8 protein-coding genes are annotated in these 14,330 nt (G+C 58.4%); 6 read left to right on the top strand and 2 right to left on the bottom strand.

Translation table 11 applies throughout. The annotated features are described in order from the left end of the window. Nucleotides 1-7 precede the first annotated feature (7 nt). A complete protein-coding gene (locus BLR44_RS23135) occupies nucleotides 8-1,720 on the bottom strand; it encodes a c-type cytochrome (protein ID WP_089686638.1) in 1,713 nt (570 codons plus the stop codon). A gap of 150 nt (nucleotides 1,721-1,870) precedes the next feature. Between BLR44_RS23135 and BLR44_RS23130 the strand changes: the two genes are divergently transcribed. The 3 genes from BLR44_RS23130 to BLR44_RS23120 are packed head-to-tail and all read left to right on the top strand — an operon-like array spanning nucleotide 1,871 to nucleotide 3,797. Further along, nucleotides 1,871-2,398, top strand: coding sequence for an LVIVD repeat-containing protein (locus tag BLR44_RS23130; protein WP_089686636.1), 528 nt, complete (start codon nucleotides 1,871-1,873; stop codon nucleotides 2,396-2,398). A gap of 8 nt (nucleotides 2,399-2,406) precedes the next feature. Beyond that, on the top strand, nucleotides 2,407-3,144 hold the full coding sequence (locus BLR44_RS23125; RefSeq protein WP_089686634.1) for an LVIVD repeat-containing protein: 738 nt from the start codon (nucleotides 2,407-2,409) through the stop codon (nucleotides 3,142-3,144). Continuing rightward, on the top strand, nucleotides 3,141-3,797 hold the full coding sequence (locus BLR44_RS23120) for a hypothetical protein (RefSeq protein WP_089686630.1): 657 nt from the start codon (nucleotides 3,141-3,143) through the stop codon (nucleotides 3,795-3,797). The genes BLR44_RS23125 and BLR44_RS23120 overlap by 4 nt, the downstream gene beginning before the upstream one ends. A gap of 119 nt (nucleotides 3,798-3,916) precedes the next feature. Here BLR44_RS23120 and BLR44_RS23115 read toward each other — a convergent pair whose 3' ends face one another. Then, the gene (locus BLR44_RS23115) at nucleotides 3,917-9,649 is read right to left on the bottom strand and encodes a T9SS type A sorting domain-containing protein (RefSeq protein ID WP_176956178.1); all 5,733 of its coding nucleotides are present in this window, start codon (nucleotides 9,647-9,649) and stop codon (nucleotides 3,917-3,919) included. Nucleotides 9,650-10,155: 506 nt separating this feature from the next. Between BLR44_RS23115 and BLR44_RS23110 the strand changes: the two genes are divergently transcribed. The 3 genes from BLR44_RS23110 (at nucleotide 10,156) to BLR44_RS23100 (ending at nucleotide 14,203) form a co-directional block, all read left to right on the top strand. After that, nucleotides 10,156-12,123, top strand: a complete 1,968-nt coding sequence (locus BLR44_RS23110; protein WP_089686627.1) for an acetoacetate--CoA ligase — start codon at nucleotides 10,156-10,158, stop codon at nucleotides 12,121-12,123. Between the two features lie 68 nt (nucleotides 12,124-12,191). Continuing rightward, nucleotides 12,192-12,467, top strand: a complete 276-nt coding sequence (locus BLR44_RS23105) for an Rdx family protein (RefSeq protein WP_089686624.1) — start codon at nucleotides 12,192-12,194, stop codon at nucleotides 12,465-12,467. Between the two features lie 83 nt (nucleotides 12,468-12,550). After that, nucleotides 12,551-14,203 (top strand): alpha-amylase family protein, encoded by a 1,653-nt coding sequence (locus BLR44_RS23100; RefSeq protein ID WP_089686622.1) that lies wholly within the window; start codon nucleotides 12,551-12,553, stop codon nucleotides 14,201-14,203. Nucleotides 14,204-14,330 lie beyond the last annotated feature (127 nt).

Below are 14,330 nucleotides of genomic sequence, written 5' to 3'. Positions count from 1 at the left end.
CTTTCCCTTACTTTTCGACGTACGCCAAAATGGCTCGGATCTGACTGCGGGTGAGGTACGACGCATTGGGCATGTACTGTCTGTACCGCTCGTAGAGCGCGACCGCTTCCGGATCACCGCCTTCGATGGTGGCCTGCGGATGCCGGATAAACTTCATCAGCCATTCCGGAGAACGGCGTTGCGTGACACCTGCCAAGGCAGGGCCTACCGGCGATTGTCCGGTAACGCTGTGGCACCCACGGCACTCAGAAGTAAACAACGCCTCACCAAAGTCTTGGTCGCAAATCTCCTGGTTGGCGACTGTATCTCCCCGAAAGGCTTCTTGTTCGATAAGAATTGACACGCGACAGGGGTAGGCAATGGTGTGAAGTTCGTGCAGCCACCGCCGTTCCGCACATCGGACCTGTTGCCGTTGCTCGATCTCGTCCAGTTTTTTCATCCAACGCAGGTCTTCCTGAATCGAATTTTCGGGAAGGTAGTTTGCGTAGGGAGCCAGGTCGTCCGCCAGAGAACGGGGATGGGTAGGGTCCAGCACCACGGAAAGCTCCGTTTCCTCCAGCGTTCGGAAGCGCGTGAGGGTGTGCGTCGAGTCGCCGTTCCGGTACCCGATTGTCACGACCAGCGCCGGGGCCCGACGCGGCATCAGCATTTCGTGCGTTGTGGCGTCTCCTACGTAGAAACGCTCTTTACTTTCCGGATTCAACCGGAAGAGGCTGCGGATGGAGGGATAGACGACGTAGGCATACACCCGCTCGAAATCCGCGGCATTTGCCACCCGAACTTCCAGTGTACCGGAAGTCCAGTCTTTCTCCAGCGTTCCTCGGTCTATGTTCACCCAGCCCGCTTCCGTCATTGTAAAGCCGTAGGTTTCCATTCGGTACGTCTCCCGTTTGAACAGCAACGCTTTGTACTGATCGACGATCTGCTGATCGGCCTTGTGTTGTGCCGCCCGCTGGGTCTGCACCTTCTCCCAGGCGGCTTCCAATTCAGCTTTTACAGCTTTCAATCGCTTTTCGTAAAACCCTTGCAGGGCCTGCGCGTACTGCGCACCGTCTTTCACATTGGTAAGGCGCTGTTCGGCAAAGGCTTCAAACCGCTCTTTTAACCTACCTGACACCAACTGGCTGGCTTCCCGGTCCGCTTTCCACAGAGGCTCGTCCAGGTGGTGGACATAGTAATCGAAGGCTTGGGACGAACACGCCTGAAACAACCACTGCAGCCGCGCCTCAAACTCGCGGGTAGCGAGGAAGGTGCGTTGAAATTCGGACGAACGGATGGCTTTGATCCGCGCCGGATCGATGCCACAGTACGGGTTGTAAGTAGCCGCTAAAACGAGCGTATCCATTGACATCGGATCGCCATCGTAGGGTTCGTTTACACGGGTATCGACCCGCGGGTCGGCCTTCACCGATTCGTGCACCGACAGGCTGTAGTACAAACTGTCGATCAGGTCGGAGGTCGCGACCGTGTGCCCCCGAAAAGGCAAACCGTTCTGCACCTCTTCGGCAAACCCTTCGGGCAGGAAATCGAGAAGGGCCAGATCGACCGTTACGAGGTAATTCTCCAGCGGCTGCGGATCGACCCACTCCATGTTGCCTTCGGCATCGCGCAGCTCCCGGTAGCGTTGCATGCCTGGCTTCCGGTTGGGGGATGGGTGGTGCCGGAAGCGTTGCAACGCACGCCCACGTTTCCGGCGTTTCCTTTTGAAGATAAGTCGCATAGCCCGGTTTCGTCACCGCTGTGCGCTGGAGCCTAGCAAGGCTTTTCCCTTAAGCCCGTCGGGTTCAAGAATTTAAGCGTCTACATTTTTTTCAGGTACGCCCCACGTCGGGCTTCTTTTTTACGTCGTGATCATAAGTCACTACATCGCATGAAACCTCTCTCCTCTTTTCTGGCCGCCGGCGCCCTGTTGTGGTCGCTGTCCGCCTGCGACTCCTGGATCTCGGTGGAGCCGCCCCCCGACGGATCGTTCGAAACGAATTACAAACCGGTGTATTTGCGCCGCAGCCAACTGGAGTCATCCATTCGGCTGGAAGAACCCCGCGACCTGAAAAACCTCGCCAAGATTTACTACAAAGAAGGGTTTCTGTTCATCACAGAGCAGTACGAGGGGGTCCATCTCATCGACAACCGCAACCCAGCACAGCCCCAGAAGCTGGCGTTTCTGCGGGTGTACGGCAGCGTGGACCTGGCAATGAAGGGCCACACCCTCTACGTGGACAACGCCGTCGACCTGGTCGCCATCGACCTTTCGGAAGTGGAGCAGCCGCGCATCGTCTCGCGGGTGCGCCATGCGTTTCCGGGTCTGTTGCCACCCGATGGCGGCACCATTCCGGACCGCTACAAGCTGGATTCGGAAGACGACGAACGCATCATTGTGGACTGGATTGAAGACTAACCCCTACCATGCAAAAGTTTACCCTCTTTCTACTGGCACTCCTGGTGCTGGCCGGTTGTGATAATTTTTCGAGCGGCGATGCCGATTTCGGTACGACCGATGGCGTGGGCGGCTCGACGGCCCGATTTGCCATCAGCGGCAATTACCTGTACACGGTCGACGACCAGACGTTGCGGCTGTTCAACATTCAGGACCCCAACAACCCGCTGTTCGAGAAGGTTGTGCCCATCGGTACCAACATCGAAACGATTTTTCCGAAGGGCAACCAACTGTTTATCGGGTCGAGTGTGGGAATGCACATCTACGACATCAGCCAGCCGGCCGATCCGCGGTGGCTTTCTACGTACGAGCACGTGTTCAGCTGCGATCCGGTGGTGGCCGACGAACGCTACGCGTACGTGACGCTCAGCTCAGACCGCACCATGTGTGGCTGGGGACTGAATCAGCTGGACATCATTGACATCGAAAATCCGGCGATGCCGACGCTGGTGCAGTCGTACGACATGACGGCTCCGAAAGGCTTGGGCGTGACCGACAGTCTTTTGTTCGTGTGCGACGACGGACTGAAAGTATTCGGCAAAAAAGACGTGACGCGCTTGCACCAGCTCCAGCACTTCCGGATCGAGGCGCACGACCTGATTCCGCTGGACGGCACACTGATGGTGATCGGGTCCGACGCGCTGTACCAGTACCGTTATGAGGGCGATTCGCTGCAACTACTCAGCAAGCTCGACATCGCCATATGAAGTACTTGTTCGGACTGCTCCTGGGGCTGGCGGCGCACGCGGCATGGGCGCAGCCGCTCAGCACGCGCCACTTCAGTCTCTCGCTGGTGCCACAGCTCATGGTGATCAAAGGCCTGCGCGTCGATGCAGAATACCGCCCGCCGCTGTCGCGGCACGCGGTTGTCCTTTCGCCGCGCTACTACCTGGGCGAACGCCACAAGCGGGAGTTCAACGTGGGCCTGAACCCCGATACGCAGGTGCAGGGAGCGGGCTTCGAAATCATGCATAAGATTCACAACCAGGCCGCTGACTACAACACCAGCAACTATTATTTTGCCTATGGGCTGGGATACCACCGGTACCACCTGACGTACGAAGATTACGTGCTGGTACCGTACGCCGAGGAAGACGGACTGGAGTTTGAGCAGCTGGTGCCCGGCGTACGCACGTCGACGATGCGGAGCTGGCAGGGAACCGCCTTAGTAGGCGCGACCTATTTTCTGTTCGATGGTTTTATTCTGATGGATTTTTACTTAGGTGCTTCCCTGAAGATGCCACGCCTGGCAGGCGCTCCTCCCCGGTCTGCCACGCTGTTCGATCAGTTCGGATGGGACTACGGTTACCGAGGCCCGACGCTTGTGTGCGGGTTCAAAATCGGTGCGCTGTTGTTCTGATCTACATAGCCAAGCAACGTCGAGCGGCTTACCCCTTGTCCGATGCATGCACTACGGCAAACGTTATAAAAAAGGCCGACACAGTAGTGTCGGCCTTTTCTTTCCAAACCCTCCGATTCCTAGTAGGTAATCAGCTTGAGGCTCTGGGTACTACGATGGGTTTTGATGCGCAGCAGGTAGACGCCCGGCTGCGGGAAGAGGTTTTCTTCCAACGTCCATTGATTCATGCCTCCCTGCAGGTCGCGGGTCTGATGCCAGAGTCGCACACCAGCCAGGCTGATCAGTTCGATTTCCACCTGCTGGGGCCGATCTACCCGCACTTCCAGGGTAACGGCTCCGTACGTCGGATTCGGATAAGCCGTCCATTGCAGCGCAGGATCGATCTGGACGGCAACCGGACCGTAGTACGTCGCGTTTCCGTCATAGTCCACCTGACGCAGGCGGTAGTAGTTGATTCCGGCATGCGGGTTACGATCTGCAAAGGCGTAGGCGGTCGTTTGCAGCGAGGTGCCTTGTCCTTTTACCTGCCCGATCTTTTCGAAGACCACGCCGTCCAGGCTACGCTCCACGTCGAAGTGACTGTTGGTCGTTTCGCTCATCGTGGTCCAGCGGACCATCACCGCTTCGTCTTCCTGGGCCGCCGTCAGCGAGACCAGCTCCACCGGCAAGGTGGTCGTGGTTTCTTCTTCCTGCCAATCGGGAATCCCGTCACCGTCGGCATCCGGGGCATTGTTAAAGTTGTTCTCAATCCCGCCGAAGGCTGCATCGTACAGGTTGATCAGTCCGTTGCCATCTGTGTCGTAGTACGCCGCATGGGTCGGGTCCTGGAAGTTGGCAATGCCATCACCATTGTCGTCTTCGAGCCAGTCGGGCACGCCGTCGCCGTCGGCATCGTTGGCGGCATCGGTTGGGTAATAATCGTCGCCGCTGTAGGCTGCGTAATTATCGGCTGCCTGAATGTAATCGTCCAGGGCGCTTCCGTTGCCGTTCAGGTCAAAGGCCTCGATCCAGTCGTACAGCCCATCACCATCGCTGTCCCGGTCAATGTAGTCCGGTGTGCCGTCGCTATCGGTATCCGGCACCGGCAACGGACTGGCGGCCGTCGCATCATTGTAGCCATCGGCCAGGCCATTCGGGCTGTTGTCCGCAAAGCTGTCGATACGACCGTCACTGTTGGTATCGTTGCCCCCCGCTTCGATGGCGTCGGTGAGGCCATCGTTGTCGGAATCGACGTCGCGGTAGTCCAGAATGCCGTCGCCGTCGGTATCGGGCATGGCCAGCGTCAACCCGTCTTTACGACCGTCGCCGTTGGCATCCACAAAGCCTGCGACGCGTCCGTCGGCGCCATTGGTTTCGCCCGCTTCACGTGCGTCGGGAATGCCGTCGTTGTCGGTATCCAGATCCATGTAGTCAGGCACGCTGTCGCCGTCTGAATCCAGCATAGTTACGGCGTTGTAGAGGAAGGCATCGTGCCAGCCATCGCCGTTGGCATCGGTAAAGCCATCCACACGGCCGTTGTTATCGGCATCGGCCAGGTTATTTTCCACACCATCGGTGATGCCATCGTTATCGGAATCAACATCACGGTAATTGGCGAGGCCATCGCCGTCATGATCCGGAAGAGTCAGCGGCGTCGATTCGACTACGTCGTTCAAGCCATCGGTATCGGCATCGACAAAGCCATCCATTTGTCCATCCTGGTCGTCGTCGGTACCACCGGCTTCCAGCACATCGGCAATGCCGTCGTTATCCGAGTCCAGATCGAGGTGATCCGGGTTGCCGTCGCCGTCCGAATCGATCAGCGTCAGCGCGGTCCCCCCTTCGGAAGGATCGACACGATCGGCCAGGCCGTCTTCATCATAATCGAAGTAACCGTCGATGACCCCATCACCATTGGCATCGTTCCCGCCGCTCTCGCGGGTGTCGGTGATGCCATCGCCATCGCTATCGCGGTCGAGGTGGCTCGACAGGCCATCGCCATCCAGATCGGTGGCACCTTCCTGGCTGTCCGCCAGTCCATCGTTATCGGAATCCAGGTCGAGTTGGTTCGGGATGCCGTCGCCGTCGGCGTCGAAGCGATCGTCTACGCCATCGCCGTTGGCATCGGTAAAGCCGGCGAAGCTGGTATCCTGGTAGTTGGGTATGCCATCCCCGTCAGCATCGGCCGAGGGGTCGGTGCCCTGTCCTTCGTCGGTATCCAGAATGCCGTCGTTGTCGTCGTCGTTGTCGACGATATCGTTCAGACCATCGCCATCCGAATCGGGCAAGGTGCGCAGGCTCACGTCACAGATCGACTGCGTAGCACCTCCCCCGCTTGTCGACGAGGTAAAGCCCCAATACTGATCGCCGGTGATGATGGTGTTGAGCGCCCCCCCGGTAAGGATCTGGACCCCGTCCAGGAAGATGTGAATCTCGTTCAGGCCCGTGTAGTTGACCACTTTGAAGTTATGATCTGCACCATCTTCCAGGTTATAGCCAAGGTTTACCGTTAAAGCATGGTTCTGCTCATCGCCGTTCAACATCACCCCGACGTGGTCTTCGGCAGGGTCATTGAATCCGTTATCGCGAATGTCAAATTCGATGATCAAGGAAGGCAGAATGCTGTTACCCGCACCCGCATTATTCTCGCCGTAGCCCATGCTACGCCCGTTATCGCCCAGGGCACTGAGGCTCTGTTGCTGGAAGACAAACGCAATTCCCTCATTTTGAGCATCATTTCCAAAGTTCAGGTTCGCTTCCAAGACAAAAGAGGTACTGGCGTTGACCTGATCGGCCGCCCATACGGCTGAACGCTGGTTTCCACCGTTGGTCATCTGGTAACAGGCCCGGCCGGTTTGAATGGCCGCACTGCCGGGAGCGATTACAAACTGGTTGACCCCCGGGTTGTTCAGGTAAAGTGGAATGGGGCTACCACCGCCACCTTCGGCCAGCGAGCTGGTGCCGTCGCCATCGTCGTCGGTATCCTGGTAGTTGGGCAGACCGTCGCCGTCCAGATCAGGTTGGGTAGAGGCAACGCCTCCGTTGTCGGTATCGAACGCGTCGTCCAGGCCATCGCCGTCGGTGTCGCTGCCGCTGGGCGTGCGATCGGGCGTTCCGTCGAAGTTGTTGTCGAACCCTTCGGTGCTGTCGGCAAAGCCGTCGCCGTCGCTGTCCGTATCGCGGTAGTCGGCGTCGCCGGTTCCGTCGGTATTCGGCAGGGGCAGCGCACGTCCGCCCACCGTCGGATCGACGGCATCGGCCAGTCCGTTGGCGTTGATGGTCCCGTCGATTTGCCCGTCGCCGTTGGCATCCCGGCCACCGGCTTCCAGCACGTCGGCAATGCCGTCGCCGTCACTGTCCGCATCCAGAAAATCGGGGTTGCCGACGCCATCGGTGTTGTACAGGGGCAGCGGCGTTCCTGCAACGGTATCGTCCTGACCATCGCCATTGCCGTCGGTAAAGCCGCTCAGACGTGCGTCAGGGCCTGCCGTGCCACCGGCTTCGGTCACGTCCCAGATGCCGTCGTTGTCAGAATCCAGGTCGATGAAGTTGGCAATGCCGTCGCCATCCAGATCGGTAGCGCCTTCGGTGCCATCGGGAATGCCGTCGTTGTCCGAATCCAGATCCAGGAAGTTAACTTGCCCGTCGCCATCGCTGTCCGACGGTTCCAGGGTAGTTCCACCCATCAGGCTTTCCCATTCGTCCGCCAAGCCGTTGTTGTTGAGGTCCGTAAAGGTATCGACCACGCCGTTGTTATCAGCATCGGTCCCACCCGCTTCGGCCAGGTCGTAGAGGCCATCGCCGTCGGCGTCGGTGTCACGGTAGTTCCGTCCGCCGGACCCGTCCATGTTCGCACGACCTTCGTACAGATCGGCAATGCCGTCGTTGTCAGAATCCACGTCCAGAAAATCGGGCAGGCCATCGCTATCCGAGTTGGTCAGCGGGAAAATGGTGGTACCCGATCCGACAGCCGTTTCGGTAACGTCGATCATCCCGTTGCCGTCGGCATCGGTTCCTGAGAACGTACCGGTAGCGTTGTCGTATCCGCCTACGCTGGGGTTACGCCCCCGGTCGGCCTCCTGGGCATCGAAAATGCCATCGCCGTCGGCATCCGGATCGTTGATGCTCAGAATTCCGTCGCCATCGGTATCGTACCGGTCGTCGATGCCGTTGGCATCATAGTCAATAAAGCCAGGCAGCGAATAATCCAGGTACCGCGGGTAGCCCGTGGTGGAGGCGCCGTCGAAGCCGTACGGATCGGCCAGCCCGACCAGCTCGTCGCTGTCCGGAATGCCGTCGTTGTCGTCGTCCAGGTCGACATCGTTGGTGTAGCCATCGCCGTCGTAGTCGGGATTACAGTCGTATTCGTGCACCTTGGTGATGATCTGCGTAACGATCGAACCATAAGTAAAGGTGTTCATGATGCGCCCATCGCCGTCGCCGGTTCCGCTGTTGTCGGAATCGGTCCAGAGGTGCGCCCCCGACACGCTGTTGTTCCCCTCCAATTGAGTCTGAGGAGTCACCATGCCCGCCGGCAGGTTGCTGTCGTCGTAATACAGGTATTCGTATTCGCCGTTGACGCCCGGACGCACTTTCTGCACCGTGATGCCATTGTCGTTGGTTTCAGCATCCCAGATCGGAAAATGCACAGCCGTTACGTTGCTGCGAAACTCAAACTGAATCTCCGTGCCGGAAGGCACCGGGTTGCCCAGACCGTCTTGCCCATCCCAGAAGAAATAATTGTTCCCTGCGCTGATGGGTTGTTCCAACAGGCGGTCTTCCGGATCAAGTTCTCCGTCCTGGTCCAGGTCGATGAAAATGATGCCGATCCCGGCCTGGCTGCTGTTCAGGTTGAGCGACATGCTCCCTTCGCCCAGGGCATTACAAAAGCTGTTGGTGGCTACGGTCGAAACGGCCTGCGTGCTGGCCGTGGGGTACAGCGTAGCGTCGGGGTTGCTGACAAACAGCGGATACTCCGGGTAGATGTCGGTGGAAGTGAAGCCGTCCGTTCCGTTTTTACTTTTACGGTCTTCTGTATAGTCGGCGGTAGGAGTAGTTCCCGTGCCGTTGGCCACGAAAATGGCTTCGTAGGGCTTCATGCCCGCGTAGTTCACTTTTTTGACGTAGTAACCGCCCGCATCGGCCGGCATGGTGGCATACAACGAAAAATTGACCGAAAGTCGGTCGTCGAAGTTGCCGGTCGAAAAGGCCCATTGCGAAGAATAGAGTCGCCCTGTTTTCTCAACGCCATTGTTGTCGATTACCGTGAAGTCCCACAGGTTGTAGTAGCTCAGGTTGTTGGTGTAGTCGTTGTCGGAGTTGACGCCGCCGCTAATCGGAGTGGTAAACTCGACCCACACCTGACGAGTCGCCCCGGTATTGTTGGTCCAGCTCAGCGGATCGTATCCGTTGGTCACTCCTGTCCGGTTGGGCCCTACCGCCGCTTTGGCGTAGGAAGGAATGACGCCCGCCTGCGTAGAATCCAGTAGCAAAGGGTTGGTTCCGTCGTCGTTCAAGATCACGGAATAGGGCACCACGGTTCCCCCGTTATCGTACTTCAGGCGTACTCGCAAACGGTTTTCGAACGTGCTGCCCGAACTGTTGTAAAATCCTGTTAGGGAATAGGCCCGCTGCACACCGAAATAAAGCGTCTCGCCCGGCTTTACCGTAACGTACAAGCGTTCGTTGGTAGGGGCCCCTGGCGACAGGAAGTCGTTGGAGTTGGCCCCTGCATCGTGCAATAAGTAACCAACCTGCTTGTTGGTTCCGGTAGTTGCACCGCTGGTGTTCGTGGGAGTTAAGTTTTTAGAACCTTCTGCCCACGTGTGGCCACTAAGCAAAAGTCCTACGGCCCAAAATAGATACTTCTTCATACCGATGAGTTCGTTACAATTACAAAGGTATGGCTGCAATTGTCCGACGAACGCCCAATAATTGTCGTTATATTGCCCTTGTAAAAGAGATAGGGTGATGTGCATACTTTTCTACCTTTTGGGGGCAACTCGTTTCCTGGAAAAAGTGCTACCCTTTGTCGTTGTAGGTTTGCCAAAGGGTTATTTTGATGGACATAAGCCAATTGCGCAAACGATTGCACCCACAATATGCATGAACAGTTTTTAATGTAATATCAAGTAGGCTACTTGTTGTTTTAATATCGCTTACCCTCTCACTTTCTGGCAGATACGAAACCCCTATCGGGAAGTGATCTACTTCTTTTCCCGGCGATGATGAAGATCATTTTTTTTCTCCCGCGGCCCCGTGCCGCCTCTCTAATCATCGGTCGCACCTAAGAAAAAAGCCTGCCCAGTGGACGCATGGCCCAGGTTTCCTGCAAATGGAGACAAATCCGTAAGTTCGCTTTCCACCTACTCCTTCACTCATGGCGACCACTTCTCCCCGTGTTCTCTGGCAACCGACCGCCACAGCGGTGCAACAGTCACGGCTTCAGCATTATCTCACATGGCTGCGCGCCCATCGGCAACTGGACTTTTCTACTTACGAAGAGGTTTGGTACTGGTCGGTCGATCAGCCCGCGGCATTCTGGGCATCGCTCTGGGACTACTTTGAAGTAGCCTCGCCTACGCCCTACCAGCGCGTACTGGAGGGAGCCATGCCCGGCGCCAACTGGTTTCCGGGCAGTCAATTGAATTACGCCGAACACATTTTCCGGCAGGCAACCGACGCCCGACCCGCGCTGCTGTTCCGGTCCGAGCGCCACCCGCTGCGGGCGGTTTCCTGGCAGGAGCTGACCCAACAGGTCGCTTCGCTGAGTCATTACCTCCGCCAACAGGGCATCGGGGCGGGCGATCGCGTCGCAGCCTACCTGCCCACCATTCCCGAAGCGACGGTGGCCTTTCTGGCGACCTGCGCCCTCGGGGCGGTCTGGTCGAGTTGTTCGCCCGATTTCGGGACAGGCAGCGTGACCGATCGGTTCCAACAGATCGAACCCAAAGTGCTGATTGCGGTGGATGGCTATACGTACAACGGCAAACCCCACGACCGCACCCACGCAGTACGCGAACTGCAAGCGGCGCTGCCGAGCGTCGAGCGGGTCCTTCTGATTCCGTACCTGCAGGCCGACGCCACGCTGGCGGGCACGGTCCCCTGGGCCGAGGCCCTCGCGACGCCAGACGCCCCGCTTACCTTCGCGTCGGTGCCGTTCGCGCACCCGATCTGGGTCCTGTATTCGTCCGGCACCACGGGGTTGCCCAAAGCCATTACCCACAGCCACGGCGGGGTGCTGCTCGAACACCTGAAATACCTCGCCTTTCACAACGATTGTCGTCCTGGCGAGCGTTTTTTCTGGTACACCACTACGGGCTGGATGATGTGGAACTTTGTGCAGGCATCGCTGCTGGTGGGTGCCACGGCCGTGCTTTACGACGGCAGCCCCGCCTACCCTACCCTCGATACCCTCTGGCAACTGACCGAAGAGGCAGGCATCCACCATTTCGGCACAAGTGCGGGTTTTCTGATGGCTTGCCGCCAGGCCGGCCTGGCCCCCGGACAACAGTCCGATCTGGCAACGTTGCGCTCCATCGGCTCCACGGGTTCGCCCCTGCCGCCCGAAGGGTTCGACTGGGTGTACGAAGCGGTGAAGTCCGATGTCTGGCTCACGTCCATGAGCGGCGGGACCGACGTCTGCAGTGCCTTCGTGGGGGGATGCCCCCTGCGGCCCGTCTACGAAGGCGAAATCCAATGCCGGGCGTTGGGCTGCGCGCTGGACGCGTACGACGATCAGGGCCAACCGGTACGCGACATGATGGGCGAGATGGTTATCACCCAGCCCATGCCCTCGATGCCGATTTACTTCTGGAACGACCCGGAACGGGCGCGGTACCGCGACAGCTACTTCGAGATGTTTCCGGGCGTCTGGCGTCACGGCGACTGGATCGAAATCACCTCGCGCGATTCGCTGATCATTTACGGGCGCTCGGACGCGACCCTGAACCGAGGGGGTGTCCGCATCGGCACGAGCGAGGTGTATCGCGCGGTCGATCAGGTCCCGGCCGTAGCCGATAGCCTGGTGGTGTGCCTGGACCTGCCCGGCGGACAGCAGTACATGCCGCTGTTCGTAAAAATGCGGGCCGATCAGGCCCTGACCGACGACGTGATACAGCAACTCCGCCAGGCCCTCCGCCACAACTACTCGCCGCGCCACGTGCCCGATGCCGTCGTGGCGGTAGAAGACATTCCGTATACGCTGAGCGGAAAGAAGATGGAGGCGCCCGTAAAGCGCATTCTGATGGGGCAAGCGCCAGAACGGGCCGCCAATCGCGATTCCATGCGCAATCCCGAATCGCTCGCGTTTTTTGTGCGCTATGCTCAGGAAGCTCACCGGCGCTAAGGGCGAAGCCCCACAACGATGCCCCGACCATTCTCGTATGCCTGCCTGTACGCCACCCGTTACGGTCTATGAAAAAACGCGTAGAAATCGAGTATTGTACCCAATGCCGCTGGCTGTTGCGCGCGGCCTGGATCGCCCAGGAACTGCTCACCACCTTCGAGGCGGAGCTGGAAGAAGTCGCCCTCATTCCCGGTACGGGAGGGATTTTTGAAATCCGTTATCACGAACACGTCCTTTTTTCGCGGAAAGCCGCCGGGCGTTTTCCCGAAGCCAAAGAGGTAAAGCAACTGGTGCGCGATCAGATAGCGCCCGACAAGGACCTGGGCCACAGCGACCGACGGTAAGCCGCGTCTTTTCTTTGCCGCAGTGTATCCTTTCGCCGCACCGGGAAGTACAATAGGCTACACACCTGATTAGCTGCTTTTCCATGATCGAAGACCTCTGGTACAAAAACTCCATCATCTACAGCCTGGATTTAGAAACCTTCATGGACGCCAACGGCGACGGCGTGGGCGATTTTGAAGGCTTGATGCAACGGCTCGACTACCTGGATTCGCTCGGCGTGGACACCATCTGGCTGGCGCCGTTCCAACCGACTCCCAACCGTGACAACGGCTACGACATCTCCGACTATTACGGCGTCGACCCGCGGCACGGCTCCAGCGGTGCATTTGTGGAATTTATGCACCAGGCCCACAAACGGGGCATCAAGGTGATCATCGATCTGGTGGTAAACCACACGTCCGACCAACACCCCTGGTTTCAGGAAGCACGCAACCCGCAATCGCCCTACCACGACTGGTACGTCTGGCAGGAAAAACGCCCCTCCGACTGGAACGAAGGCATGGTGTTTCCGGGCGTTCAGGAGTCGACCTGGACCTACGACAAAAAAGCCAAACAGTACTACTTCCACCGCTTTTACGACTTCCAGCCCGACCTGAACATGGAGAATACGGACGTGCGCGCGGAAGTGCAACGGATCATGGGCTACTGGCTGCAACTGGGCGTGGCGGGGTTTCGTGTCGATGCCGTCCCGTTCATTCTGGAAACGCCGGCACCCGGCCAGAAAAAGCCACAACTTCGGTTCGAGTACCTTGCCGAATTGCGGCGCTTTTTGCAATGGCGACGGGGCGACGCCATTCTGCTGGGCGAAGCCAATGTGATGCCGGAAGAAACGAAAAACTATTTTGGTGAGCACGGTGAAGGCATCCACATGATGTTCAACTTTTACGTGAACCAGTACCTGTTCTACGCCCTGGCTACGGCCGATGTCGCTCCCCTGGCCGATGCCTTACGGGCTACCCAAGCCTTATTTCCGACGGCCCAATGGGCGCAGTTCCTGCGCAACCACGACGAACTGGACCTGGGCCGCCTGACCGAAGAGCAACGGCAGCGGGTGTTCGAACGGTTTGGCCCGGACCCGACCATGCAACTGTACGAACGGGGCATTCGCCGACGCCTTTCGCCCATGATCGGCAATCGCCCCCAGTCCGAACTGGCCTACAGTCTGCTGTTTTCCCTGCCCGGCACGCCCGTGATCCGCTACGGCGACGAAATTGGAATGGGCGACGACCTCAGTCTGAAAGAGCGCGACGCCGTGCGCACCCCCATGCAATGGTCCGACGACCGGCAGGCGGGTTTTTCGGTGGCCGACCACACCATCCATCCCCTGATCGACCAGGGCCCTTACCGCTATGCGCGCATCAACGTCGAAGCCCAACAGCGCGACAAAGATTCGTTGCTGGGCTGGATGACCCGCATGATCCGCCTCCGGAAACAGTGCCCCGAGATTGGCTGGGGCGAATGGCAACTGCTCGACACCAAGGTTCCCACTGTGCTGGCGATGCGCTACGAGTGGCGCGGCAACGCGCTGCTGCTGCTGCACAACTTCGACCAGCGCGCCCGTGAAGTGCGCCTTACGTTACCCGACGAAACCGGCGAAACGCTCGTCAACCTGCTGGAAGAAGAGACCTGTACGGCCGAAGCCGACGGCGCACACCTCATCATCCTGGAAGGATACGGCTACCGGTGGTTCCGCATCGGCGACCTGCGCCACGTGCTGCGGCGTTCTACCCACTAGTGCTCGAAAGTTTTTTAGAGAAGATTATTCGCAATCCGTCTTACGATAGGTGATATTTCACCTAACAGATTACGTATTTTATACTTGCATACACTTCTTTTTTTTGATTACTTGCCACTCCATCATC

This window comes from Catalinimonas alkaloidigena, assembly GCF_900100765.1.
Classification (GTDB): Bacteria; Bacteroidota; Bacteroidia; order Cytophagales; family Flexibacteraceae; genus Mooreia; species Mooreia alkaloidigena.
This window is presented reverse-complemented; position numbering and strand designations above follow the sequence as displayed.